Below are 25,106 nucleotides of genomic sequence, written 5' to 3' on the forward strand. Positions count from 1 at the left end.
TCATCAGGCAGAAATGCTAATTTGCTATAGTGAATTACCCGCTGTGTTTAATCAGCTTACGGAGTTCACTGTGACAACCGCTCATCTTCACGATCAATTGCCTGCGCCCACCCGCACCGTCCGGCTTTCCGGCAGCAGCAGCGACGCCAAACGCGCCGAACTGCTGGCCTATTTCACCCAGACCTGGGAGCTGTATGAAAGCCTGTTCGACTGCCTCGCCGATGAGCGCGCGTACTTTAATAAAGCCATCACCCTGCGCCATCCGCTGATCTTCTACTTTGGCCATACCGCTACTTTCTACATTAATAAGCTGATGGCGGGCGGTTATCTGCAGCAGCGCATTAACGATCGCATCGAGGCGATGATGGCGATCGGCGTGGATGAGATGAGCTGGGACGATCTCGACGACAGCCATTACAGCTGGCCGGACGTGGCCGAGGTGCGCGACTACCGCGGCAAAGTGAAAACCGTGGTAAGTGAATTCATCCGCACCATGCCGCTGGAGCTGCCGATTGACTGGGACAGCCCGGCGTGGGTGATTCTGATGGGCATTGAGCATGAGCGAATTCACCTTGAAACCTCCAGCGTGCTGATCCGCCAGCTGCCGCTTGAGTGGGTAAAACCGCAGCCGCACTGGCCGGCGTGTCCGCAGGCGCGCCACAATCGTGCCTCGGTACCGGCCAATACATTGGTGGCGATGCCTGGCGGGCGCGTCACGCAGGGTAAAACCGATGACACCTACGGCTGGGACAACGAATACGGCAGCCTTTCAACGGAGCTGAAACCGTTCAAAGCCAGCAAAATGCTGGTGAGCAACGCCGAGTTCTTTCATTTTATTGCTGCTAACGGCTACAACGAACGCCGCTGGTGGGATGACGAAGGCTGGGGCTGGCGCGAATTTGCCCAGGCGCAGATGCCGACTTTCTGGGTCGGTGACATCGCGCAACCTGACGATCTCCGGCTGCGCCTGATGACCGAAGAAGTGGCGATGCCGTGGGACTGGCCCGCCGAAGTGAATCAGCTGGAAGCGGCGGCATTCTGCCGCTGGCTGGCAGAAGAGAGTGGCAAAGCGATCCAGCTGCCATGCGAAGCCGAGTGGATGCAGCTGCGCGAGCAGGTTGCCGGCGATCAGCCGGACTGGATCGACGCGCCGGGCAACATCAATCTTGCCCGCTGGGCCTCTTCCTGTCCGGTAGACCACTTTGCCCAGGGTGACTTCTTCGACATCGTCGGTAACGTCTGGCAGTGGACCACCACGCCGACCAACGGCTTTGAAGGCTTCAGGGTACATCCGCTGTATGACGATTTCTCCACGCCCACCTTTGACGGCAAACATGCGCTGATCAAAGGCGGCAGCTGGATCTCCACCGGCAACGAAGCGCTGAAATCCTCACGCTACGCCTTCCGGCGCCACTTCTTCCAGCATGCCGGTTTCCGCTACGTGGTTTCCTCGCATCAGGAGAGCATGGCGCTGAATCCGTATGAAACCGACAGCATGGTGTCGCAGTACCTCGACTTCCAGTACGGCCCCGGCTATTACGGTGTGCCGAACTACGCGGCGGCGCTGGTCGATATCGTGCTGCCGCACTGCGCACAGCGCGGCCACGCGCTGGATATCGGCTGCGCCACCGGCCGTGCCAGCTTTGAACTGGCGCGCCATTTTGCTGCGGTCACCGGCATGGATTACTCGGCGCGCTTTATCGACGTGGCGCTGCAGCTGACCTCGGGTGAGGATTTCCGTTACGTGGTGCCGGAAGAGGGAGAGCTGGTGGAGTATCGCCAGGTGCGGCTAAAAGAGTTTGGTTTCGATGAGACCCTGGCGCAGCGCATTCAGTTTGTGCAGGGCGATGCCTGTAACCTGAAACCGCAGCCCGATGGCTACGATCTGGTACTGGCCTCTAACCTGATCGATCGCCTGCGCCAGCCGAAGCGCTTCCTGCAGGACATCACGCCGATGATCCGCTCCGGCGGTTTGCTGGCTATCTCCTCACCTTACACCTGGCTGGAAGAGTTCACGCCGAAGGAGAACTGGCTGGGCGGTTTCCGTGAAAACGGTGAAGCGCTCACCACCTGGCAGGCGCTGCAACGACTGCTGCGCGATGCCTTTGAGGAGGTTGCGCCGCCGCAGGACGTGCCGTTTGTGATTCGCGAAACCGCACGTAAGTTCCAGCACACACAGGCCCAGCTGACGCTGTGGCGTAAGCGCTAAAAAGCGTGCAGACAGCGGCAGCTCCGCTGTCTGCGCCTTGCCTGTCCCGCTAATTTGCTGCACATTCTCCCTGTTCAGAGAAGAAGAACCTAATGAGGATGGATGATGGCGGAACACCTGCAACTGGATAATCTCGACCGCGGCATTTTAAATGCGCTGCTGCAAAACGCGCGCACCGCGTACGCCGAACTCGCCAAGCAGTTCAACGTCAGCCCCGGCACGATTCACGTGCGCGTCGAGAAGATGCGTCAGGCGGGGATTATTCTGGGTACGCGCGTGGAGATCGATCCACGGCAGCTCGGATTTGATGTCTGCTGTTTTATCGGCATCATTTTGAAAAGCGCGCGCGACTATCCGGCCGCGCTCAGCAAGCTGGAAGCGCTGGACGAAGTGGTGGAAGCCTGGTACACCACCGGCCACTACAGCATTTTTATTAAAGTGATGTGCCGCTCCATTGACGCGCTGCAGCAGGTGCTGATCAACAAGATCCAGACCATTGATGAAATCCAGTCCACCGAAACGCTGATCTCCCTGCAAAACCCGATCATGCGCACCATCAAGCCGTGATCGGCTTCCCCGCTGTGCATAACCTTATCCCAGGCGGATCGCTTTTGTGATGCGCCTTGTCGCCTGATGCTATCGGCGATTAACCCTGTTTTCCACAGGTGGATCACCGCTTGATCACAGCGTACAATGCTCGCCTTTAGTGCGGGAGAGCATCATGGCCGATATTACCTTAATCAGTGGCAGTACCCTTGGCAGCGCCGAATATGTCGCTGAACATCTGGAAGAGAAACTGCAGGAAGCGGGCTTTTCAACCGAACTGCTGCACGGACCCGAGCTGGATGAGGTGCCGCAGGAGGGCGTCTGGCTGATTGTCAGTTCAACGCACGGTGCCGGCGAACTGCCGGACAACCTGCTGCCGTTTTATGAAGCGCTGCAGGAGAGCCAGCCGGATCTGTCAGGCGTACGCTTTGGCGCAGTGGGTATCGGTAATCATGAATACGATCTGTTCTGCGGTGCGATCAAACTGCTGGAGACGACGTTAACGCAGCTGGGCGCCAAACGTATTGGCGATCGGCTGGAGATCGACGTGCTGGAACATGAGATTCCGGAAGATCCGGCGGAAGTGTGGGTTGCCAGCTGGCACCCGCAGATTTAAGACGATCTTTGCTGGTCGGGGATCGGGTATTTGTGTCGATCCCCAGTTGATTCCGCTGTTTTATCGCCTTTTACCTGCGTCGCTCTGTGGATAAGATCCGTTATTTCATGCGTATAACCAGTAGTTATCCAAAGAACAACCGCTGATGCTTTTTTACGCTGTGCATAAGTAGCAAAGTTGATCTCAGCTTATACGGATCAGGATCACCGATCATTCACAGTAAACGATCCTCACTAATCCCCTGTTGCCACAACGCTTTTCCGGGTTATCAACAGCCAGGGGCGATCCTAATAAGAGATCTAACAGAGAGATCATATAAAAGACTTAAGATCCTTTCTTTTAAACCGCAGGATCCCGCGACTTTCGCCCTGAACAGAATTTCAGTAGAATCCACCGCCCAGGGCAACGATCCCTGTCCGAACACTAACGAGGACCCACTTCATGTTTTATCCAGATCCTTTTGACGTCATCGTAATCGGTGGTGGTCATGCGGGCACAGAAGCCGCGATGGCCGCTGCCCGAATGGGTCAGCAAACCCTGTTACTCACCCATAATATTGATACGCTGGGACAAATGTCCTGTAACCCGGCGATCGGTGGCATCGGGAAAGGACACCTGGTTAAGGAAGTGGATGCCTTAGGCGGTTTGATGGCCGGCGCGATCGATCAGGCCGGTATTCAGTTTAGGATACTAAACGCCAGCAAAGGCCCGGCGGTGCGTGCTACGCGTGCACAGGCAGACCGGGTACTGTATCGCCAGGCGGTACGCACTGCGCTGGAAAACCAGCCGAACCTGATGATTTTCCAGCAGGCGGTTGATGATCTGATTGTGGAGAACGATCGCGTTGTCGGCGCCGTGACCCAGATGGGCCTGAAGTTCCGGGCGAAAACCGTCGTTCTGACGGTGGGCACTTTCCTGGACGGCAAAATCCACATCGGTCTCGATAACTACAGCGGTGGCCGTGCAGGCGATCCGCCGTCGATTCCGCTGGCTAAACGTCTGCGTGCGCTGCCGCTGCGCGTAAACCGCCTGAAAACCGGTACGCCACCGCGTATCGATGCCCGCACCATCGACTTTTCAGTGCTCACGCCGCAGCACGGGGATGACCCGATGCCGGTGTTCTCGTTTATGGGCCATGCCGGACAGCATCCGCAGCAGGTGCCATGCTGGATCACCCACACCAACGAGCAGACACATGAAGTGATCCGCAATAACCTCGATCGCAGCCCGATGTATGCCGGGATCATCGAGGGGATCGGGCCACGCTACTGCCCGTCGATTGAAGACAAAGTGATGCGCTTTGCCGATCGTAACGCGCATCAGATTTTCCTTGAGCCGGAAGGGCTGACCAGCAACGAAATCTACCCGAACGGTATCTCCACCAGCCTGCCGTTTGATGTGCAGATGCAGATCGTGCGCTCGATGAAAGGTCTGGAGAACGCGAAGATCGTGCGTCCGGGCTACGCCATCGAGTATGACTTCTTCGATCCGCGCGATCTCAAGCCGACGCTGGAGAGTAAATTTATCCACGGCCTGTTCTTCGCCGGCCAGATCAACGGCACCACCGGTTATGAAGAAGCGGCAGCGCAGGGACTGCTGGCCGGCCTTAACGCTGCGCGTCAGTCTGCGGACAAAGAGGGCTGGGCGCCGCGTCGCGATCAGGCCTATCTTGGCGTGCTGGTCGACGATCTGTGTACGCTGGGCACCAAAGAGCCGTATCGCATGTTTACCTCGCGTGCCGAGTATCGTCTGATGCTGCGTGAAGACAACGCCGATCTGCGCCTGACCGAAACCGGACGTGAACTCGGCCTGGTCGATGATGCGCGCTGGGCTCGCTATAACCAGAAGCTGGAAGCGATTGAGCAGGAGCGTCAGCGTCTGCGTGACCTGTGGGTGCATCCGAAGTCTGAAAACGTCAGCGAAGTGAACACGGTAATCAGCGCGCCGCTCACCAAAGAGGCCAGCGCGGAAGATCTGCTGCGTCGTCCGGAGATGACCTACGAACTGCTGATGTCGCTGCCGAGCTACGGTCCGGCGCTGGCGGATGAGCAGGCCGCAGAGCAGGTAGAGATTCAGGTGAAGTATGAAGGTTACATCGCGCGTCAGCAGGAGGAGATCGATCGCCAGCAGCGCAATGAAAACACCTTACTTCCGGCCGGCCTCGACTATCGCCAGGTGAATGGACTGTCGAATGAAGTGATCGCCAAACTCAACGACCACAAACCGACTTCCATTGGCCAGGCATCGCGTATTTCCGGCATCACGCCGGCGGCGATTTCAATTCTGCTGATTTACCTGAAAAAACAGGGCCTGCTGCGTAAAAGCGCCTGATTGACCCCCGGGGCGGGCATGCTCGCCCCTGTTAATGGAATTCTCGTCGTGATTAATAAACTCTCCCGGCTGCTGCAAGCGGCAAACATTTCCCTCTCCGATCAGCAAAAACAGCAGCTGGTGGGTTATGTCGAACTGCTGCACAAGTGGAATAAAGCCTACAACCTGACCTCGGTGCGCGATCCGCAGCAGATGCTGGTGCGCCACATTCTCGACAGCATCGTGGTAGAACCCCACCTGCAGGGTGAGCGCTTTATTGATGTCGGTACCGGACCGGGCCTGCCGGGGATCCCGCTGGCGATTGTCCGCCCGCAGGCGCACTTTACGCTGCTGGACAGCCTCGGAAAACGCGTGCGTTTCCTGCGTCAGGTGCAACATGAGTTAGGACTCACTAACGTCACGCCGGTTCAGAGCCGGGTGGAAGAGTTCCCGGCTGAGCCGCCGTTTGACGGGGTGATCAGCCGCGCCTTTGCATCGCTCGAAGACATGCTGAACTGGTGCCACCATCTGCCGGGGGCGACAGGCCACTTTTATGCGCTGAAAGGCGTCAGGCCGGATGACGAAATTGCCGCGCTGCCTGCCGGCTTCGCCATCGAAAAAATTGCGCCACTGCGGGTGCCGGAACTGGAAGGTGAGCGTCATCTGGTGGTGATCAGGCGGCAATAGTCGCGCAAACGGTGTGGATTTATCGCGATTCATGCCGTTTGGCTTAGCGCAGCAGCCGGCTAAAAAAACAGCGGTTGAACGCGTCACGATAAACGCTTTTATTCAATAGGGCAGGGGAAGCGGGTTAACATCCGCCGCGGAAATTATCCGAAAACCTCTGTTACATTTAACGAATAATTCACATTTCATTATCAGTTACATCACTTTAACCGCTGTATTTACTGTGCCGAATAGTCACGGCGGAAAATATAACCCTGCAATAAATTGGCGGACGTAATATCAGTTTTACGTTTTTATTGCGGTGGGTGATGTCAATAGAGTGTTTTTATCGAAAATCTGGCGCTAATCCTGGAGCAATAATTCTATCTTACTGATAGAAAAGTAAATTACGGGTTTCATTAATTGCGCGGCAGGGGTTAAAAAGCAAATTATCGCTGCCGGGGGTGCTTATAATGTGATCTGAAGCACGCTTTAAAAGCAAGTCTGACGGGCAATTTCAAGCCTGTTTCGCCAGGCTGGCCGAAGCGGATGTTTTGAAAAATAGCCCTCCAGAAAGAAATTTAAATAATTGTTCACCTTTTCGCTACTTACCGATTGAAATCGCAGGTGCGGCCCGTATAATTTGCACGGCTTTTGCTGCTTGACTCAAAAGAGTAAAGGCAGTCTTATACGACACGCGACATACCCCGTTCGGGGCAGGAGAGTTAAGCGTCATGTCAGTGTCTCTTTACAGTGTGAAATTAGCCCGAACCGTGCTGGTGATCCAGCTGGTGACCTTTGTCGTAATCGGTGCGCTGTTTGCCCTGAAAGATGTCACCTGGGGCGCCTCTGCCATCGCGGGTGGTGCGGCAGCCTGGCTGCCAAACGTACTGTTTATGTTTTTAGCCTGGCGCCTGCAGGATCAAACTCCGGCAAAAGGGCGTGTCGCCTGGAGCTTCGCCTTTGGTGAAGTGCTCAAGGTGTTTGCCACCGTTGTTTTTCTCGTTGTGGCGTTAGGTGGATTTGGAGCGGTCTTCTGGCCACTCGCAATCACCTGGTTATCGGTGCTGGTGGTACAAATCGTCGCGCCGGCTGTAATTAACAACAAAGGGTAAGAGGCATCATGGCCGCAGGAGAGATCTCAACGCCGCAGGAATACATAGGTCATCATCTGACACATCTTCAGATGGACCTGCGTACTTTCGAGCTGGTGAATGCACACGACGCGCCAGCAACGTTCTGGACGTTAAACCTGGACTCCATGTTTTTCTCTGTTGTACTGGGACTGGTGTTCCTGGTGCTGTTCCGTAAAGTGGCGAAAAGCGCCACCAGCGGTGTGCCAGGGAAAATGCAGGCGGCTATCGAGCTGGTCGTTGGCTTTGTTGATAGCAACGTCCGCGACATGTACCACGGTAAGAGTAAAGTTATCGCCCCGCTGGCTCTGACGATTTTCGTCTGGGTCTTCCTGATGAACTTCATGGATCTGCTGCCTATCGATTTGCTGCCGTTTATCGGCGAGCACTATCTGGGCCTGCCGGCGCTGCGCGTCGTGCCGTCTGCAGACGTGAACATCACGCTGTCTATGGCGCTGGGCGTATTTATTTTGATTCTGTTCTACAGCATCAAAATGAAAGGTGTAGGTGGCTTCGCCAAAGAGCTGACGCTGCAGCCTTTTAATCACCCGATCTTCATCCCCATCAACCTGATTCTTGAAGGTGTTAGCCTGCTGTCTAAACCGGTTTCGCTCGGTCTGCGACTGTTCGGCAACATGTATGCGGGTGAGCTGATCTTTATCCTGATTGCCGGTCTGCTGCCGTGGTGGTCGCAGTGGGTGCTGAATGTGCCATGGGCCATTTTCCACATCCTGATTATTTCGCTGCAGGCTTTCATTTTCATGGTCCTCACGATTGTCTATCTGTCGATGGCATCTGAAGAGCATTGATTTTTATCTCAACAACTTAGCTTTTAACTGAAACAAACTGGAGACTGTCATGGAAAACCTGAATATGGATCTGCTGTACATGGCTGCCGCTGTGATGATGGGTCTGGCGGCAATCGGTGCTGCGATCGGTATCGGCATCCTCGGAGGTAAATTCCTGGAAGGCGCAGCGCGTCAGCCGGATCTGATTCCTCTGCTGCGTACGCAGTTCTTTGTTGTAATGGGTCTGGTGGATGCAATCCCAATGATCGCTGTTGGTCTGGGTCTCTACGTGATGTTTGCTGTCGCCTAAAGCCTGTAGCCGTGGTTCACTCATGGCACGCAGTGTGATGAGGAACGGATTCTGCCGTTTATCGCTGATAGCGGCAGAGCAAGTTAACTTAATAAGAGGCATTGTGCTGTGAACATTAATGCAACAATCCTCGGCCAGGCCATCGCGTTCATCCTGTTTGTCGCGTTCTGCATGAAGTACGTATGGCCGCCGATTATGGCTGCCATCGAAAAGCGCCAGAAAGAAATTGCTGAAGGCCTTGCTTCTGCTGAACGCGCGAAGAAAGATTTGGATCTCGCGCAGGCCAATGCGACCGACCAGCTGAAAAAAGCCAAAGAAGAAGCTCAGGTCATTATCGAGCAGGCGAACAAACGCCGTGCCCAGATTCTGGACGAAGCCAAAACTGAAGCTGAGACTGAACGTAACCGCATCGTGTCTCAGGCGCAGGCAGAAATCGAAGCCGAGCGCTCACGTGCACGTGAAGAGCTGCGTAAGCAAGTCGCGCTGCTGGCCTTAGCTGGCGCCGAGAAGATCATCGAACGTTCCGTGGATGAAGCTGCTAACAGCGACATCGTTGATAAACTGGTCGCTGAACTGTAAGGAGGGAGGGGCTGATGTCTGATCTGATTACTGTAGCTCGCCCCTACGCCAAAGCAGCTTTTGACTTTGCTGTTGAGCATCAAAGTATCGACCGCTGGCAGACCATGCTGGCGTTTGCCGCAGAAGTGGCTCGCAACGAACAGATGGCAGAACTCCTTTCCGGTGCATTGGCACCGGAAGCCTTGTCTGCTTCTTTCAACGCAGTCTGTGGTGATCAACTTGATGAACACGCTCAGAACCTGATTAAGGTTATGGCGGAGAACGGACGTTTGACAGCGCTTCCAGCGGTACTGGAACAGTTCATTCAACTGCGTGACGCTTATGAAGCGACAGCCGAAGTTGATGTGATCTCCGCCAGTGCGCTGAGTGACAGCCAGCTGAGTAAAATCAGCGCCGCGATGGAAAAACGTCTGTCACGCAAAGTTAAGCTGAATTGCAAAATTGATAAGTCTGTAATGGCAGGTGTGGTTATCCGTGCGGGTGACCTGGTGATTGATGGCAGCGTGCGCGGCCGTCTTGACCGTCTGGCAGACGTCTTGCAGTCTTAAGGGGACTGGAGCATATGCAACTGAATTCCACCGAAATCAGCGAACTGATCAAGCAGCGCATTGCTCAGTTCAATGTCGTGAGCGAAGCTCACAACGAAGGTACTATTGTTTCTGTAAGTGACGGTATCATCCGCGTACACGGCCTGGCCGATGTGATGCAGGGTGAGATGATTGCTCTGCCGGGCAACCGTTACGCTATCGCACTGAACCTCGAGCGTGACTCTGTAGGTGCAGTAGTGATGGGTCCGTACGCTGACCTCGCCGAAGGCATGAAGGTGAAGTGTACTGGCCGTATCCTGGAAGTGCCGGTTGGCCGTGGCCTGCTGGGCCGCGTGGTTAACACCCTGGGTGCACCGATCGACGGTAAAGGCGCTATCGACAACGATGGCTTCTCACCGGTTGAAGTGATTGCACCAGGCGTTATCGACCGTCAGTCAGTCGACCAGCCTGTTCAGACCGGTTACAAATCTGTCGATGCGATGATTCCAATCGGCCGTGGCCAGCGTGAGCTGATCATCGGTGACCGTCAGACCGGTAAAACTGCGATGGCCATCGACGCCATCATCAACCAGCGCGATTCTGGCATCAAGTGTGTCTACGTCGCGATCGGTCAGAAAGCCTCTACCATCTCTAACGTGGTACGTAAGCTGGAAGAGCACGGTGCGCTGTCTAACACCATCGTGGTTGTCGCTTCCGCTTCTGAATCCGCTGCGCTGCAGTACCTGGCTCCGTATGCCGGTTGCGCGATGGGTGAATACTTCCGTGACCGCGGTGAAGATGCGCTGATCGTGTATGATGACCTGTCTAAGCAGGCTGTTGCTTACCGTCAGATTTCTCTGCTGCTGCGCCGTCCGCCGGGTCGTGAAGCATTCCCGGGCGACGTGTTCTACCTCCACTCTCGTCTGCTGGAGCGTGCATCACGCGTTAGCGCTGACTACGTTGAGCGTTTCACCAACGGTGAAGTGAAAGGCCAGACCGGTTCTCTGACTGCGCTGCCGATCATCGAAACCCAGGCGGGTGACGTTTCTGCGTTCGTTCCGACCAACGTAATCTCGATTACCGATGGTCAGATCTTCCTGGAATCGAACCTGTTCAACTCCGGTATCCGTCCAGCCGTTAACCCGGGTATTTCGGTATCCCGTGTTGGTGGTGCTGCACAGACCAAGATCATCAAGAAACTGTCCGGTGGTATCCGTACCGCGCTGGCACAGTATCGTGAACTGGCAGCGTTCTCTCAGTTCGCTTCCGATCTGGACGATGCAACGCGCAAACAGCTGAGCCACGGTCAGAAAGTGACCGAACTACTGAAGCAGAAACAGTATGCACCGATGTCTGTTGCACAACAGGGTCTGGTACTGTTCGCTGCCGAGCGCGGCTTCCTGAACGACGTTGAACTGGCGAAAATCGGCAGCTTCGAAGCCGCTCTGCTGGCGTTCGCCGATCGCGAACACGCGGAGCTGATGGCTGAAATCAACCAGGCGGGTAACTACAACAACGAAATCGAAGAGAAGCTGAAAGGCCTCCTCGAAACGTTTAAAGCAACCCAGTCCTGGTAATGTCTGGCGGCTTGTCTGAAAAGGCAGGCCGCAAGGCTTTGAGGAGAAGCTAATGGCCGGCGCAAAAGAAATACGTACCAAGATCGGAAGCGTGAAAAACACGCAGAAGATCACCAAAGCGATGGAAATGGTCGCCGCCTCCAAAATGCGTAAAACGCAGGAACGCATGGCGGCCAGCCGTCCGTATGCAGATACCATGCGCAAAGTGATTGGTCACCTTGCTCTGGGTAATCTGGAATACAAGCACCCTTACCTGGATGAGCGCGACGTTAAGCGCGTCGGCTACCTGGTCGTTTCGACTGACCGCGGGCTTTGTGGTGGTTTGAACGTTAACCTGTTCAAAAAATTGCTGGCAGAAATGAAAGGCTGGTCTGATAAAGGCGTGCAGAGCGATCTGGCGATTATCGGTTCCAAAGGCGTTTCTTTCTTCGGCTCTGTAGGTGGCAACGTCGTGGCTCAGGTTACCGGCATGGGCGATAAGCCTGCGCTGTCCGACCTGATCGGCCCGGTAAAAGTGATGTTGCAGGCTTATGATGAAGGCCGCATCGACAAGCTGTATATCGTCAGCAATAAGTTTAATAACACCATGTCTCAGACTCCGACCATTACCCAACTGCTGCCGTTACCGCCAGCGGAAGGTGAAGAAGAGATGAAGGCGAAGACCTGGGATTACCTGTACGAACCCGATCCGAAAGCGCTGCTGGATACCCTGCTGCGTCGTTATGTCGAATCGCAGGTTTATCAGGGTGTGGTGGAAAACCTGGCCAGTGAGCAGGCTGCACGTATGGTGGCCATGAAAGCGGCAACCGATAACGGCGGAAACCTGATCAAAGAGCTGCAGTTGGTGTACAACAAAGCTCGTCAGGCCAGCATCACTCAGGAACTTACCGAGATCGTCTCGGGAGCCTCCGCGGTTTAACCAGGCATATATCCCGTCGCGCGAGCGCGGCCGGATATTCTCGTATTAGGTAGAGGATTCAAGATGGCAGCTGGAAAGATTGTCCAGATTATCGGCGCCGTAGTTGACGTCGAATTCCCTCAGGACGCGGTACCGCAGGTATACAGCGCTCTCGAGGTAAAAAATGGTGATGCTCGTTTGGTGCTGGAAGTTCAGCAGCAGCTGGGCGGTGGCGTGGTGCGTACCATCGCCATGGGTTCTTCTGACGGCCTGAAGCGCGGTCTGGAAGTCACCGACCTGAAAAAACCTATCCAGGTTCCGGTTGGTAAAGCAACACTCGGCCGTATCATGAACGTGCTGGGTGAGCCAATCGACATGAAAGGCGACCTGAAAGAAGAAGACGGCAGCGCTGTAGAGGTTTCCTCTATTCACCGCGCAGCGCCTTCTTATGAAGATCAGTCAAACTCGCAGGAACTGCTGGAAACCGGTATCAAGGTTATCGACCTGATGTGTCCGTTCGCGAAGGGCGGTAAAGTCGGTCTGTTCGGTGGTGCGGGTGTGGGTAAAACCGTAAACATGATGGAGCTGATCCGTAACATCGCGGCTGAGCACTCAGGTTATTCGGTCTTTGCCGGCGTGGGTGAGCGTACTCGTGAGGGTAACGACTTCTACCACGAAATGACGGACTCCAACGTTATCGATAAAGTAGCGCTGGTGTATGGCCAGATGAACGAGCCGCCGGGTAACCGTCTGCGCGTAGCACTGACCGGTCTGACCATGGCGGAAAAATTCCGTGATGAAGGCCGTGACGTTCTGCTGTTCATCGACAACATCTACCGTTACACCCTGGCCGGTACAGAGGTTTCTGCACTGCTGGGTCGTATGCCATCGGCGGTAGGTTATCAGCCAACGCTGGCTGAAGAGATGGGTGTGCTGCAGGAGCGTATTACCTCCACCAAGACCGGTTCAATCACCTCCGTACAGGCCGTTTACGTTCCTGCGGATGACCTGACTGACCCGTCACCAGCAACCACCTTTGCTCACTTAGACTCAACCGTTACGCTGAGCCGTCAGATCGCGTCACTGGGTATCTACCCGGCCGTTGACCCGCTGGACTCTACCAGCCGTCAGCTGGATCCGCTGATCGTCGGTCAGGAGCACTACGACGTCGCGCGTGGCGTTCAGTCGCTGCTGCAGCGTTACCAGGAGCTGAAAGACATCATCGCCATCCTCGGTATGGACGAGCTGTCTGAAGAAGACAAACTGCTGGTGGCACGTGCGCGTAAGATTCAGCGCTTCCTGTCTCAGCCGTTCTTCGTAGCAGAAGTCTTCACCGGTTCTCCGGGTAAATACGTGACGCTGAAAGACACCATCCGTGGCTTCAAAGGCATCATGGAAGGCGAATTCGACCACCTGCCAGAGCAGGCGTTCTACATGGTCGGCGCGATCGAAGAAGCTGTCGAAAAAGCGAAGAAACTGTAATAACGGTTTCCCAGGAGGAGTGGTATGGCTATGACTTATCATCTGGACGTGGTCAGCGCGGAGCAGCAAATGTTCTCCGGTCTGGTGCAGCGTATCCAGGTGTCAGGTAGCGAAGGTGAGCTGGGTATTTACCCGGGCCACGCCCCGCTGCTGACTGCCATCAAGCCTGGTATGATTCGCATCGTTAAACAGCACGGCGAAGAGGAGTATATCTACCTCTCTGGCGGCGTGCTGGAAGTACAGCCGGGCAGCACGACCGTTCTGGCCGACACTGCAATTCGCGGTGAAGACCTCGACGAAGCGCGCGCGCTGGAAGCGAAACGTAAAGCAGAAGAGCACATGAACAGCAGCCACGGCGACGTGGACTATGCTCAGGCCTCTGCGGAGCTGGCGAAAGCTATCGCGAAACTGCGCGTCATCGAGCTGACCAAAAAAGCGATGTAATCAGGCTTTATGCGTCACGAAATGCCAGCCCCCGGGCTGGCATTTTTTTTGCCTGCTGCCGGTGCGCATAAATGCGCGCCCTGTAAAAACCTGTGCAATTACCCGGCATGATCGCCATTTATGGCGACGAATCTGCCGGTGCGCATAAATGCGCACCCTACGAATAGCTATGCTGGTGCCCTGTATGAACGCCATTCATGGCGACCAAATGTCGGTACGCATAAATGCGCATGCTGTCCAAAACCGCACAATTACCCCGTAGGGGCGCCATTTATGGCGACCAAATGTCGGTGCGCATAAATACGCACCTGTCCAAAACCGCACAATTACCCCGCAGGGGCGCCATTGATGGCGACCGAACATGGCACAACGCCCTTACCTTATGCCCTCCCCGGCGACCCGTGCTGGCCACTCACCGCCGCTCATCCTCTTCCGCTAATTTCGCACGGAGAAAAATGTAGTAATCTCAGGGGTAAACCTTACACTTTCGAAAGCTAAATTGAGTCAGGATAGTTATGTCGACAAGCGCAATGAGCGTGGTGATCCTCGCCGCTGGCAAAGGCACCCGCATGTATTCCGATCTGCCCAAGGTGCTGCACAGCCTGGCAGGTAAACCGATGGTGCAACACGTTATTGATGCCGCTACCGGCCTCGGCGCACAGCAGGTGCATCTGGTCTACGGCCACGGCGGTGAATTGCTGCGGGAGAAACTGGCGCATAACCCGCTGAACTGGGTGTTGCAGGCGGAACAGCTCGGCACCGGCCATGCCATGCAGCAGGCGGCACCGTTCTTCGCCGATGACGAAGATATCCTGATGCTGTACGGCGATGTCCCGCTGATCGCCCAGGAAACCCTGCAGCGTCTGCGCGACGCCAAACCTGCTGGCGGCATCGGGCTGCTCACCGTGGTGCTGGATAACCCCACCGGCTACGGACGCATCGTGCGTGAAAACGGCACCATCACCGGCATCGTCGAGCAAAAAGATGCGTCAGCCGAACAGCTGAAGATTCAGGAGATCAACACCGGCATCCTGATTGCCAACGGTGCCGACCTGAAGCGCTGGCTGGCGCAGCTCAACAACCACAATGCGCAGGGTGAATTCTACATCACCGATATCATCGCCATGGCGCATCAGGAAGGCCGCGTGATCAACGCAGTGCACCCGACGCGTATCAGCGAAACCGACGGCGTGAACAATCGTCTGCAGCTTTCCACCCTGGAGCGCACTTATCAACGCGAGCAGGCAGAAAAGCTGCTGCTGGCTGGCGTCATGCTGCGCGATCCGGCGCGCTTCGATCTGCGCGGTACGCTGCAGCACGGTCGTGATGTCGATATTGATACCAACGTGATCATTGAAGGCAACGTCACGCTGGGCCATCGGGTAAAAATCGGCGCTGGCTGCATCATCAAAAACAGCGTGATTGCCGATGACTGCGAAATCAGTCCTTATTCGGTGATTGAAGATGCCACGCTGGCCGCCGCCTGCACCGTCGGGCCGTTTGCGCGCCTGCGTCCGGGCAGCGAACTGGCTGAACAGGCGCACGTCGGCAACTTCGTCGAGATGAAGAAAGCGACGCTGGGCAAAGGCTCAAAGGCCGGCCATCTGTCGTATCTCGGGGATGCGGAGATTGGCGCGGGCGTGAATATCGGTGCCGGCACCATTACCTGCAACTACGACGGTGCCAATAAGTTTAAAACCATTATCGGCGACAACGTGTTTGTCGGCTCGGACACCCAGCTGGTGGCTCCGGTCAGCGTGGCGGCGGGCGCCACCATCGCCGCCGGCACGACGGTGATGAAAGACGTTACCGCTGCCGATCTGGTCTATAACCGCAAAGAGCAAAATCAGAAGTCTGGCTGGCAGCGTCCGGTTAAGAAAAAATAAATGTCAGGGCCGGCAAAGATCGGCCCGGTATTAAAAACCCGACATATTTCGGTTTTCAGGCAGCTAACGCACCTGCAACCTGGAATAGGAAGGGATCTCCCCCACTCTCTACAAGGCTCGGGGAACAATCAGGTCAGATGACAACGCAATGGCCGAAAGCCATGACGTCAGGAAATTACTATGTGTGGAATTGTTGGTGCAGTAGCGCAGCGTGATATCGCAGAAATTCTGCTGGAAGGGCTGCGTCGTCTTGAGTATCGCGGTTATGACTCTGCCGGTCTGGCGGTTGTCGATCGCCAGGGCCACATGACGCGGTTGCGTCGTCTGGGTAAAGTGGCCAATCTGGCAGAAGCGGCGGAACAGCAGCCGCTTATTGGCGGAACCGGCATCGCGCACACCCGCTGGGCGACGCACGGTGAGCCGTCGGAAGCCAATGCGCATCCGCACGTCTCAGAGCACATTATTATTGTGCACAACGGCATCATTGAGAACCACGAACCGCTGCGTGAACAGATGATCGCACGCGGTTATCGCTTTGCCTCCGAAACCGACACCGAAGTGGTGGCACACCTGGTGCACTGGGAGCAGAAACAGGGCGGTACGCTGCGCGAAGTGGTACTGCGGGTGATCCCGCAGCTGCGCGGGGCGTATGGCATGGTGATCATGGATAGCCGCGATCCGTCGGTGCTGGTGGCTGCACGTTCCGGCAGCCCGCTGGTGATTGGCCGCGGCGTGGGCGAAAACTTTATCGCTTCCGATCAGCTGGCGCTGCTGCCGGTGACCCGCCGCTTTATCTACCTCGAAGAAGGGGATATTGCCGAAATTACCCGCCGCGAAGTGACGATTATCGATCGCCACGGTAACCAGGCACAGCGCGCGGAGATCGAATCCAATGCGCAGTACGATGCCGGCGACAAAGGCGTTTACCGTCATTACATGCAGAAAGAGATCTACGAACAGCCGAACGCCATCAAAAATACGCTGGCCGGCCGCTTCCATGACGGCATTGTTGATCTCAGCGAGCTGGGCGCTAATGCGGAAACGCTGCTGAGCCAGGTGGAACATATCCAGATCATCGCCTGCGGCACCTCTTACAACTCCGGCATGGTGTCGCGTTACTGGTTTGAGTCGCTGGCCAACATCCCGTGTGACGTGGAGATCGCCTCCGAATTTCGCTATCGCAAATCGGCGGTGCGTAAAAACAGCCTGCTGATTACCCTGTCGCAATCCGGTGAAACCGCCGATACGCTGGCAGCGCTGCGCCTGTCCAAAGAGCTGGGCTATCTCGGTTCGCTGGCCATCTGCAACGTGGCGGGTTCGTCACTGGTGCGTGAGTCAGATCTGGCGCTGATGACCAAAGCCGGCACCGAAATCGGCGTGGCCTCGACCAAAGCGTTCACCACCCAGCTGACGGTACTGCTGATGCTGGTGGCGAAGCTGGGCCGTCTGCACGGCATGCGCGCTGACACCGAGCACGAGATCGTCCATGCGCTGCAGGCACTGCCGAGCCGCATTGAACAGATGCTGGCGCAGGATAAAGTGATCGAGAACCTGGCCGAAGGCTTCTCTGACAAGCACCACGCGCTGTTCCTTGGCCGTGGCGATCAGTATCCGATTGCCATGGAAGGGGCGCTGAAGCTGAAAGAGATATCCTACATCCACGCCGAAGCCTATGCGGCGGGCGAACTGAAGCACGGTCCGCTGGCGCTGATTGATGCCGATATGCCGGTGATTGTGGTGGCACCGAACAACGAACTGCTGGAGAAGCTGAAATCCAACATCGAAGAGGTACGCGCGCGCGGCGGTTTGCTGTACGTGTTTGCCGACCAGGATGCCGGTTTCAGCGACAGCGAAGGCATGAAAATCATCCCGCTGCCGCACGTTGAAGAGGTGATTGCCCCAATCTTCTACACCGTGCCGCTGCAGTTGCTCTCCTACCACGTGGCGCTGATCAAAGGCACCGACGTCGACCAGCCGCGTAACCTGGCGAAATCGGTGACGGTTGAGTAATTAATAACGTTGTTTTTGTCATTAAAAAGGGTTGGTGCAAATGTGAATTGGCGCTAACCCTTTTTCTCAATAACTTATTGAATTTAAAAGATTAATGATTTGTGAATTGCTGAGTGATAATAATTCACAAAGAATGACTTCGTCTCCACCCCCTTTTCCCGTTTAATATCATTCTGCTTCCTTACCTTGTGTTGCTATTATTAATTTCCGGATGAACTATGAAAACTCATAGTGCCAGTTGGCTACTCATTTCATGTTTGTTTTTTGCATGCTTAGCAAACGCAGCAAGCAACACTATTTTAAATATTACAGGTATAGTTCAGGCCACGGCAAACTGCAGCGTTAATAATGGAAATCCTGTAAGTATAAAATTCGATAATGTCGCGACCGACCAGATTAACGGAGTGAATTATTCGAGGCCAGTAAATTTTACATTAAAATGTGTCAACTTACCATCACCCTCCCTGAAAGTTCGGTTGACCGGTACCGGTGCTGCCTTTGATAGCACTTCATTAAAGACGTCGGTTGATGACCTTGGAATCGCTTTCACTGACAGGAATGGTGATCGTATGGCTCTCAATGCTACCTGGCAAAATTTTAATTACGCTACACAACCGACAATAAACGCGGTACCGGTAATGCGTGCTGGAGCGACTCTGACTACGGGAGGATTTACTGCATCGGCCACCCTGGTTATAGAGCTGCAATAATCCTGATTAAAAAATGAGGGTGTACCTTGTGTCCCGATATATAAATATATCTCTGACTTTTTTAATAACCCTTGCAAGTCATCCATTAGCATTGGCCTGGAATGCACAAGTGAACTTTAGCGGTACTTTGGTAAGGCCTCCGTCCTGTATCATTAACAACGATACACCAATTGATTTGGATTTCGGCGATAATTTATTAACTACCCGAATTGATGGAATTCACTATCGTCAGCCGCTTAACTGGACATTAGTTTGTCGTGATAACCCATCCAACAGCATGCACCTGCGTATTACTGGCAGTGGCGCTAGTTTTGACGCTACAGCTTTGGCTACAAATGTTAATGGACTGGGTATACGTTTCTCCCAGGGGGCTGCTAATACAACGTTAAAACTAAATGACTGGTTAGACTTCACCTATCCAACTCTTCCGGTTTTAACTGCGATACCCGTAAAAGACCCATCGGTGAAGTTATCTGGCGGTACTTTTACTGCCGGGGCTACGCTGATTACTGAATTTCTTTAAAGTAGCTGAATGATGAATTGTTGAAAGTAAGATGAAAAGGATAATGAATGCCAGCCAGAATAACTCCTCTGGGTAGGAGAAATTTAGTAGCGACACCCTTGTTTTTATTGACTGGCGACGGAATAGCAAAGATAAAAGATAAGATGAAATTCATTTTTTTTACTGATTTTATTAAAGCTAGCCTTGGCTTAATAACTTTGGTGTTAATTTTTCAATTATCTTTTATCTCGGCTGCGCATGCAAAAATATATCTATCGATTACCAAAGTCACGGCTAATGCTGACTGTAATAAACGCTGCTACGAAGTCAAGGGAGATATGATTTGGACCCCTGAAGAGGATGGTCATGCCGTTCCTCAGGAGGGGCGCTTCCCTACATGGACTCTGCAATCCGTAGTGAATGGGGTGGTTCAACCATTGGTTGGAGCTGGTTTTCCATTTTGTACATATCAGGGTTATGCAACTGTTGGTGAGGTTCGTAGGGCATGCAACAGAACCCACTTTTCACAAATGAATAATAATCAGACCGGGCAGCCTCCTGTAGGAGCGAAGTTCTGTTTTAGGATTCTGGACGGCAACGATATGCCGTTGCCAGAGAATGTCATTACCTGGGAGTGTGCTCCCCTTCCGCCGCCAGATATTACTTGTGATATTGGAGGGCCTTATACCATCGATTTTGGGACAATTGATGTTACCTCTCTCAGTGGTCGTGCTGGATCTATTTATGTCCGGGCAAGCTGTACCAGTAACGTGAGTGCGACGATTAAGCTTATTCCTTCTGATGGAAAGAATACCGTAACACTGTTACCCGGACTTTTTGGTACGCTCAGTGTAGATGGTCAGCCTGGCGCGACTGGTTCTCGCAAAACGGTGGGACCAGCGGGGGCAAATTTCGAGCTGACAACTACTTTACAAACAAGTGGAACCGTAGCGCCAGGAATCATGAGAGGTTCGGCTATTGTTCGTATTGAGGTTAACTGAGTACGGGATGTCTTCAGCTATACCAGGCGTATAATGGAGTTTGCCTGAAAACTGCAAACCACCGGTACGCCGCAGGTTGGCACCTTTGACAAGGTTTACCTGCTGCAGGCCACCATTCAGTAATCCGCTTCCTTTATAGTGATGACAATCGCCGCGCCGGTGATTGTCATATTACTGTCACAATTCGTACATTTCACTGTCATCAAACTGTCCTATTTTGCCTCCAGCAGCAATCACTGACTCTTACTAAAACGGCGTCAAGCCTGATTTTTAATCCCCTGGAGGGAACATGACACTGATGCGTAGCACCGTAGCCCGAATTCTCGCCGCCACCTTCGCAGTAAGCGCGGTTTCTGCTTTTGCAGCCACCGACCTGACAGGCGCAGGCGGGACGTTCCCGGCACCGGTTTATGCCAAGTGGGCAGCAGAGTATCAGCAAGCCACCGGTAGCAAAATCAACTATCAGGGTATTGGTTCCTCGGGTGGCGTGAAGCAAATCATCGCCAAAACCGTGGATTTCGGTGCGTCCGATGCGCCGATGAAAGAGGAAGATCTGCAGAAAAATGGCCTGTTCCAGTTCCCGACGGTGATCGGTGGCGTGGTGCTGGCGGTGAACATTCCCGGCGTTAAATCTGGTGAGCTGACGCTCGACGGTAAAACGGTCGGCGACATCTATCTCGGCACCATCAAAAAGTGGAACGATCCGGCGATCACCAAACTGAACCCGGGCGTGAAGCTGCCAGACACCAACATCAACGTGGTGCGCCGCGCGGATGGTTCCGGCACCTCTTTCGTCTTCACCAGCTACCTGTCTAAAGTGAACGAGACCTGGAACAGCAAAATCGGTAAAGGCAACACCGTCAACTGGCCAACCGGTCTGGGCGGTAAAGGTAACGACGGCGTGGCCGCGTTTGTACAGCGTCTGCCGGGCTCGATTGGCTATGTAGAGTATGCCTACGCCAAACAGAACAACCTGACTTACACCAAACTGGTTGATGCCGACGGCAAGCCAGTGGCACCGAGCGAAGCCAGCTTTGCGAACGCCGCCAAAGGCGCTGACTGGAGCAAATCCTTTGCCCAGGATCTGACCTTCCAGAAAGGCAACGATGCATGGCCGATCACCTCAACCACCTTCATCCTGATCTACAAAGAGCAGGCGAATGCGGAGAAGGGCAGTGAAGTGCTGAAGTTCTTTGACTGGGCGTACAAAGGCGGCAGCAAAACCGCTACGGCGCTGGATTACGCTGCGCTGCCAGAGAGCGTAGCGAATCAGATTCGTGCTGCCTGGAAAGCCAACATCAAAGACAGTTCCGGTAAAGCGCTGTACCAGTAAGTGTATGACCCGGCCAGCGCCCGCGCTGGCCAGCCTGATGGGCGGCCTCGTTGCCGCCCTGATTACCCTCTGAGATCGAGAATTCTATGGCTGCCACTAAGCCGACGTTTAAAGCACCGGGCAAGCAAGGCGACATGATATTCGGCGCGCTGGTGAAGCTCTCCGCGCTGATCGTGTTACTGCTGCTGGGTGGCATTATCGTCTCCCTGATTTTCTCCTCCTGGCCGAGCATTCAGAAATTTGGCTTCTCCTTTCTGTGGACCAAAACCTGGGATGCGCCAAACGAAGAATTTGGTGCGCTGGTGCCGATTTACGGCACCCTCGTAACCTCACTGATTGCCTTAATCATCGCGGTGCCGGTGAGTTTCGGTATCGCCCTGTTTCTGACCGAACTGGCGCCAAACTGGCTGCGCCGTCCGCTGGGTACCGCGATTGAGCTGCTGGCGGCCATTCCCAGCATCGTGTACGGCATGTGGGGTCTGTTTATCTTTGCTCCGCTGTTCGCGGAGTATTTCCAGACGCCGGTTGGCGACGTGCTGGCAAATATCCCGATCGTCGGCGCGCTGTTCTCCGGTCCGGCCTTCGGCATCGGCATTCTGGCGGCGGGCGTGATCCTCGCCATCATGATCATCCCTTACATCGCCTCGGTGATGCGCGATGTGTTCGAACAGACGCCGGTGATGATGAAAGAGTCGGCCTACGGCATCGGCTGCACCACCTGGGAAGTGATCTGGCGCATCGTGCTGCCGTTCACCAAAAACGGCGTAATCGGCGGCGTGATGCTGGGTCTCGGCCGCGCGCTGGGCGAAACCATGGCGGTCACCTTTATCATCGGTAATACCTACCAGCTGGACAGCGCGTCGCTGTTTATGCCCGGCAACAGTATCACCTCGGCGCTGGCGAACGAGTTCGCTGAAGCCGAATCCGGCGTGCACGTGGCGGCGCTGATGGAGCTGGGCCTGATTCTGTTCGTGATTACCTTTATCGTTCTGGCGATCTCCAAACTGATGATCCTGCGTCTGGCGAAAAGTGAAGGAGCCCGTTCATGACAGCAATTGAAATGCAGGCGCGCGCCGAGCTGGAAGCCTCGCGCCGTAAAATGCAGGCGTGGCGCAGCACCAAAAACAAAATTGCCCTGACGCTCTCGCTGCTGACCATGGCGTTCGGCCTGTTCTGGCTGATCTGGATTTTGTTCACCACCGTCACGAAAGGGATCGATGGCCTGAGCTGGACGCTGTTTACCGAATCCACGCCGCCGCCCAACACCGCGGGCGGTGGTCTGGCGAACGCCCTGGCGGGCAGCGGCCTGCTGATCTTCTGGTCCACCTTCTTTGGCACGCCGCTGGGCATTCTGGCGGGTATCTACCTGGCAGAATATGGCCGCAAGCACTGGCTGGCGGAAGTGATTCGCTTCATTAACGACATCCTGCTGTCCGCGCCCTCGATTGTGGTCGGCCTGTTCGTGTACACCATCGTGGTGGCGCAGATGCAGCACTTCTCCGGCTGGGCCGGTGTGATAGCGCTGGCGCTGCTGCAGGTGCCCATCGTGATTCGTACCACCGAGAACATGCTGCGGCTGGTGCCGGACAGCATGCGTGAAGCGGCTTATGCGCTGGGCACGCCGAAGTGGAAGATGATCTCGGCGATTACGCTGAAAGCCTCGGTCTCCGGCATCATTACCGGTGTGCTGCTGGCGATTGCGCGCATTGCCGGTGAAACCGCACCGCTGCTGTTCACCGCGCTGTCGAACCAGTTCTGGAGCACCGACATGATGCAGCCGCTGGCCAACCTGCCAGTGACCATCTTCAAATTCGCCATGAGCCCGTTTGCCGAATGGCAGAGCCTGGCGTGGGCGGGTGTGCTGATTATTACGCTGTGCGTGCTGCTGCTGAACATCGTGGCGCGCGTGATTTTCGCCAAAGGCAAACACTAATTTTCCGGCGCGGCTTCGGCGGCGCTGCACATGAGAGATGAGCAATGAGTATGGCAACTCCTTCTGCCGGTAAAATTCAGGTGCGCAATCTGAACTTCCACTACGGTAAGTTCCACGCGCTGAAGAACATTAATCTGGATATCGCCAAAAACCAGGTGACGGCGTTTATCGGTCCGTCGGGCTGCGGCAAATCCACCCTGCTGCGCACCTTCAACAAAATGTACTCGCTCTATCCGGAGCAGCGTGCTGAGGGTGAAATTCTGCTGGATGGCGACAACATTCTGGCATCGCATCAGGATATCGCCCTGCTGCGCGCGCGCGTCGGCATGGTGTTCCAGAAGCCGACGCCGTTCCCGATGTCGATTTATGACAACATCGCCTTTGGCGTGCGACTGTTTGAGAAGCTGTCGCGTGCCGATATGGATGAGCGCGTGCAGTGGGCGCTGAGCAAAGCCGCGCTGTGGAATGAAACCAAAGACAAGCTGCACCAGAGCGGTTACAGTCTCTCCGGCGGTCAGCAACAGCGCCTGTGCATCGCGCGCGGCATCGCGATTCGCCCGGAAGTGCTGCTGCTGGATGAGCCATGTTCGGCGCTGGACCCGATCTCCACCGGACGCATCGAAGAGCTGATCACCGAGCTGAAGCAGGATTACACCGTGGTCATCGTGACCCACAACATGCAGCAGGCGGCGCGCTGTTCCGATCACACGGCGTTTATGTATCTGGGCGAGCTGATTGAGTTCAGCGACACCGACACGCTGTTTACCAAGCCAGCGCAGAAGCAGACAGAAGATTACATCACCGGTCGTTACGGCTGATTCAGGAGAGAAACATGGATAATTTAAATCTGAACAAACATATCTCCGGTCAGTTCAACGCGGAGCTGGAGCACATTCGTACCCAGGTGATGATCATGGGTGGCATGGTGGAGCAGCAGCTTACCGACGCCATCACCGCGATGCATAACCAGGATGGCGAACTGGCACGCCGGGTGATTGACGGTGACCAGAAGGTCAACATGATGGAAGTGGAGATTGATGAAGCCTGTGTGCGCATCATCGCCAAGCGTCAGCCTACCGCCAGCGACCTGCGTCTGGTGATGGCGATCATCAAAACCATTTCGGAGCTGGAACGCATCGGCGACGTGGCGGAGAAGATCAGCCGTACCGCGCTGGAGAAGTTCGGTCAGCAGCATCTGCCGCTGCTGGTGAGCCTTGAGTCGCTCGGGCATCACACCGTGCAGATGCTGCACGACGTGCTGGATGCCTTCGCGCGCATGGATCTCAACGAAGCCATTAAGATCTACCGCGAAGACAAAAAGGTGGATAAAGAGTACGAAGGTATTGTGCGCCAGCTGATGACCTACATGATGGAAGATCCGCGCACCATTCCCAGCGTGCTCACCGCGCTGTTCTGCGCGCGCGCCATCGAGCGCATCGGTGACCGCTGCCAGAACATCTGCGAAATTATCTTCTATTTCGTGAAAGGTCAGGATTTCCGTCACGTGGGCGGTGACAAGCTGGATGAACTGCTGTCGGGCGACGACGGCAGCAATAAACCCTCCTGATTGACGTGATGACTGCCTGTTAGCGCTGAGGCTGACAGGCAGTGTGCTTGATTTCTGCCTGTTCTCAACCTGCCGCTCT

Annotated in this window: 24 protein-coding genes; all 24 read left to right on the forward strand. The window is 55.0% G+C overall.

All coding sequences use genetic code 11. The features are described from left to right. Window positions 1-70: 70 nt before the first annotated feature. The gene (ovoA, locus tag CBW22_RS04785) at window positions 71-2,209 is read left to right on the forward strand and encodes a 5-histidylcysteine sulfoxide synthase (protein ID WP_088516199.1); all 2,139 of its coding nucleotides are present in this window, start codon (window positions 71-73) and stop codon (window positions 2,207-2,209) included. A 105-nt stretch (window positions 2,210-2,314) separates the two neighbouring features. Continuing rightward, on the forward strand, window positions 2,315-2,776 hold the full coding sequence (gene asnC, locus CBW22_RS04790; RefSeq protein WP_007893613.1) for a transcriptional regulator AsnC: 462 nt from the start codon (window positions 2,315-2,317) through the stop codon (window positions 2,774-2,776). A 154-nt stretch (window positions 2,777-2,930) separates the two neighbouring features. Continuing rightward, window positions 2,931-3,371 (forward strand): FMN-binding protein MioC, encoded by a 441-nt coding sequence (gene mioC, locus CBW22_RS04795; RefSeq protein ID WP_021508182.1) that lies wholly within the window; start codon window positions 2,931-2,933, stop codon window positions 3,369-3,371. A gap of 441 nt (window positions 3,372-3,812) precedes the next feature. Then, window positions 3,813-5,702, forward strand: coding sequence for a tRNA uridine-5-carboxymethylaminomethyl(34) synthesis enzyme MnmG (gene mnmG, locus CBW22_RS04800; protein WP_088516150.1), 1,890 nt, complete (start codon window positions 3,813-3,815; stop codon window positions 5,700-5,702). 48 nt (window positions 5,703-5,750) lie between these two features. Continuing rightward, window positions 5,751-6,368, forward strand: coding sequence for a 16S rRNA (guanine(527)-N(7))-methyltransferase RsmG (gene rsmG, locus CBW22_RS04805; protein WP_021508184.1), 618 nt, complete (start codon window positions 5,751-5,753; stop codon window positions 6,366-6,368). Window positions 6,369-7,081: 713 nt separating this feature from the next. Continuing rightward, window positions 7,082-7,462: a F0F1 ATP synthase subunit I gene (gene atpI, locus CBW22_RS04810; RefSeq protein WP_021508185.1), complete on the forward strand. Its 381-nt coding sequence runs from the start codon at window positions 7,082-7,084 to the stop codon at window positions 7,460-7,462. An 8-nt stretch (window positions 7,463-7,470) separates the two neighbouring features. Further along, entirely contained in the window at window positions 7,471-8,289 is an 819-nt protein-coding gene (gene atpB, locus CBW22_RS04815; protein WP_031279833.1) for a F0F1 ATP synthase subunit A, read from the forward strand. A 49-nt stretch (window positions 8,290-8,338) separates the two neighbouring features. Next, complete coding sequence (atpE, locus tag CBW22_RS04820; protein WP_003849523.1) at window positions 8,339-8,578, forward strand: F0F1 ATP synthase subunit C; 240 nt, start codon at window positions 8,339-8,341, stop codon at window positions 8,576-8,578. A 108-nt stretch (window positions 8,579-8,686) separates the two neighbouring features. After that, on the forward strand, window positions 8,687-9,157 hold the full coding sequence (gene atpF, locus CBW22_RS04825; RefSeq protein ID WP_021313757.1) for a F0F1 ATP synthase subunit B: 471 nt from the start codon (window positions 8,687-8,689) through the stop codon (window positions 9,155-9,157). Between the two features lie 14 nt (window positions 9,158-9,171). Then, complete coding sequence (atpH, locus tag CBW22_RS04830) at window positions 9,172-9,705, forward strand: F0F1 ATP synthase subunit delta (protein ID WP_021508187.1); 534 nt, start codon at window positions 9,172-9,174, stop codon at window positions 9,703-9,705. 14 nt (window positions 9,706-9,719) lie between these two features. Beyond that, on the forward strand, window positions 9,720-11,261 hold the full coding sequence (gene atpA / locus CBW22_RS04835; protein ID WP_021508188.1) for a F0F1 ATP synthase subunit alpha: 1,542 nt from the start codon (window positions 9,720-9,722) through the stop codon (window positions 11,259-11,261). A 52-nt stretch (window positions 11,262-11,313) separates the two neighbouring features. Next, the gene (atpG, locus tag CBW22_RS04840) at window positions 11,314-12,180 is read left to right on the forward strand and encodes a F0F1 ATP synthase subunit gamma (RefSeq protein WP_021508189.1); all 867 of its coding nucleotides are present in this window, start codon (window positions 11,314-11,316) and stop codon (window positions 12,178-12,180) included. Window positions 12,181-12,243: 63 nt separating this feature from the next. After that, window positions 12,244-13,641: a F0F1 ATP synthase subunit beta gene (atpD, locus tag CBW22_RS04845; protein WP_021508190.1), complete on the forward strand. Its 1,398-nt coding sequence runs from the start codon at window positions 12,244-12,246 to the stop codon at window positions 13,639-13,641. 24 nt (window positions 13,642-13,665) lie between these two features. After that, window positions 13,666-14,085, forward strand: a complete 420-nt coding sequence (locus CBW22_RS04850; RefSeq protein WP_021508191.1) for a F0F1 ATP synthase subunit epsilon — start codon at window positions 13,666-13,668, stop codon at window positions 14,083-14,085. Between the two features lie 515 nt (window positions 14,086-14,600). Further along, window positions 14,601-15,971, forward strand: a complete 1,371-nt coding sequence (glmU, locus tag CBW22_RS04855) for a bifunctional UDP-N-acetylglucosamine diphosphorylase/glucosamine-1-phosphate N-acetyltransferase GlmU (RefSeq protein WP_088516151.1) — start codon at window positions 14,601-14,603, stop codon at window positions 15,969-15,971. A 180-nt stretch (window positions 15,972-16,151) separates the two neighbouring features. After that, complete coding sequence (gene glmS, locus CBW22_RS04860; RefSeq protein WP_058775624.1) at window positions 16,152-17,981, forward strand: glutamine--fructose-6-phosphate transaminase (isomerizing); 1,830 nt, start codon at window positions 16,152-16,154, stop codon at window positions 17,979-17,981. A 218-nt stretch (window positions 17,982-18,199) separates the two neighbouring features. After that, a complete protein-coding gene (locus tag CBW22_RS04865; RefSeq protein WP_088516152.1) occupies window positions 18,200-18,691 on the forward strand; it encodes a fimbrial protein in 492 nt (163 codons plus the stop codon). A gap of 28 nt (window positions 18,692-18,719) precedes the next feature. Beyond that, entirely contained in the window at window positions 18,720-19,214 is a 495-nt protein-coding gene (locus CBW22_RS04870) for a fimbrial protein (protein ID WP_176428084.1), read from the forward strand. 47 nt (window positions 19,215-19,261) lie between these two features. Further along, window positions 19,262-20,194: a hypothetical protein gene (locus CBW22_RS25940; RefSeq protein ID WP_141097290.1), complete on the forward strand. Its 933-nt coding sequence runs from the start codon at window positions 19,262-19,264 to the stop codon at window positions 20,192-20,194. A 289-nt stretch (window positions 20,195-20,483) separates the two neighbouring features. Next, window positions 20,484-21,527: a phosphate ABC transporter substrate-binding protein PstS gene (pstS, locus tag CBW22_RS04875; RefSeq protein WP_021506928.1), complete on the forward strand. Its 1,044-nt coding sequence runs from the start codon at window positions 20,484-20,486 to the stop codon at window positions 21,525-21,527. A gap of 86 nt (window positions 21,528-21,613) precedes the next feature. Continuing rightward, window positions 21,614-22,576, forward strand: coding sequence for a phosphate ABC transporter permease PstC (gene pstC, locus CBW22_RS04880; protein ID WP_031279603.1), 963 nt, complete (start codon window positions 21,614-21,616; stop codon window positions 22,574-22,576). Beyond that, window positions 22,573-23,460 carry a phosphate ABC transporter permease PstA gene (gene pstA / locus CBW22_RS04885; protein WP_021506926.1) on the forward strand — a complete coding sequence of 296 codons (888 nt, stop codon included), beginning with the start codon at window positions 22,573-22,575 and terminating at the stop codon, window positions 23,458-23,460. Before pstC ends, pstA begins: the two co-directional genes overlap by 4 nt. A 44-nt stretch (window positions 23,461-23,504) precedes the next feature. Beyond that, a complete protein-coding gene (gene pstB / locus CBW22_RS04890; protein WP_021506925.1) occupies window positions 23,505-24,278 on the forward strand; it encodes a phosphate ABC transporter ATP-binding protein PstB in 774 nt (257 codons plus the stop codon). A 14-nt stretch (window positions 24,279-24,292) separates the two neighbouring features. Beyond that, window positions 24,293-25,027: a phosphate signaling complex protein PhoU gene (phoU, locus tag CBW22_RS04895; RefSeq protein WP_021506924.1), complete on the forward strand. Its 735-nt coding sequence runs from the start codon at window positions 24,293-24,295 to the stop codon at window positions 25,025-25,027. Window positions 25,028-25,106: the final 79 nt, after the last annotated feature.

This window comes from Pantoea sp. VS1 (genome assembly GCF_002207995.1).
In the GTDB taxonomy this organism is placed as follows: Bacteria; Pseudomonadota; Gammaproteobacteria; order Enterobacterales; family Enterobacteriaceae; genus Pantoea; species Pantoea dispersa.

Excerpts from the sequence above, each read along its gene's own strand:
- asnC (WP_007893613.1), top strand. The coding sequence starts at position 2,315 with ATGGCGGAACACCTGCAACTGGATAATCTCGACCGCGGCATTTTAAAT.
- mioC (WP_021508182.1), top strand. The coding sequence starts at position 2,931 with ATGGCCGATATTACCTTAATCAGTGGCAGTACCCTTGGCAGCGCCGAA.
- mnmG (WP_088516150.1), top strand. The coding sequence starts at position 3,813 with ATGTTTTATCCAGATCCTTTTGACGTCATCGTAATCGGTGGTGGTCAT.
- atpI (WP_021508185.1), top strand. The coding sequence starts at position 7,082 with ATGTCAGTGTCTCTTTACAGTGTGAAATTAGCCCGAACCGTGCTGGTG.
- atpB (WP_031279833.1), top strand. The coding sequence starts at position 7,471 with ATGGCCGCAGGAGAGATCTCAACGCCGCAGGAATACATAGGTCATCAT.
- atpE (WP_003849523.1), top strand. The coding sequence starts at position 8,339 with ATGGAAAACCTGAATATGGATCTGCTGTACATGGCTGCCGCTGTGATG.
- atpH (WP_021508187.1), top strand. The coding sequence starts at position 9,172 with ATGTCTGATCTGATTACTGTAGCTCGCCCCTACGCCAAAGCAGCTTTT.
- atpA (WP_021508188.1), top strand. The coding sequence starts at position 9,720 with ATGCAACTGAATTCCACCGAAATCAGCGAACTGATCAAGCAGCGCATT.
- atpG (WP_021508189.1), top strand. The coding sequence starts at position 11,314 with ATGGCCGGCGCAAAAGAAATACGTACCAAGATCGGAAGCGTGAAAAAC.
- atpD (WP_021508190.1), top strand. The coding sequence starts at position 12,244 with ATGGCAGCTGGAAAGATTGTCCAGATTATCGGCGCCGTAGTTGACGTC.
- CBW22_RS04850 (WP_021508191.1), top strand. The coding sequence starts at position 13,666 with ATGGCTATGACTTATCATCTGGACGTGGTCAGCGCGGAGCAGCAAATG.
- glmU (WP_088516151.1), top strand. The coding sequence starts at position 14,601 with ATGTCGACAAGCGCAATGAGCGTGGTGATCCTCGCCGCTGGCAAAGGC.
- glmS (WP_058775624.1), top strand. The coding sequence starts at position 16,152 with ATGTGTGGAATTGTTGGTGCAGTAGCGCAGCGTGATATCGCAGAAATT.
- CBW22_RS04865 (WP_088516152.1), top strand. The coding sequence starts at position 18,200 with ATGAAAACTCATAGTGCCAGTTGGCTACTCATTTCATGTTTGTTTTTT.
- CBW22_RS25940 (WP_141097290.1), top strand. The coding sequence starts at position 19,262 with ATGCCAGCCAGAATAACTCCTCTGGGTAGGAGAAATTTAGTAGCGACA.
- pstS (WP_021506928.1), top strand. The coding sequence starts at position 20,484 with ATGACACTGATGCGTAGCACCGTAGCCCGAATTCTCGCCGCCACCTTC.
- pstC (WP_031279603.1), top strand. The coding sequence starts at position 21,614 with ATGGCTGCCACTAAGCCGACGTTTAAAGCACCGGGCAAGCAAGGCGAC.
- pstA (WP_021506926.1), top strand. The coding sequence starts at position 22,573 with ATGACAGCAATTGAAATGCAGGCGCGCGCCGAGCTGGAAGCCTCGCGC.
- pstB (WP_021506925.1), top strand. The coding sequence starts at position 23,505 with ATGAGTATGGCAACTCCTTCTGCCGGTAAAATTCAGGTGCGCAATCTG.
- phoU (WP_021506924.1), top strand. The coding sequence starts at position 24,293 with ATGGATAATTTAAATCTGAACAAACATATCTCCGGTCAGTTCAACGCG.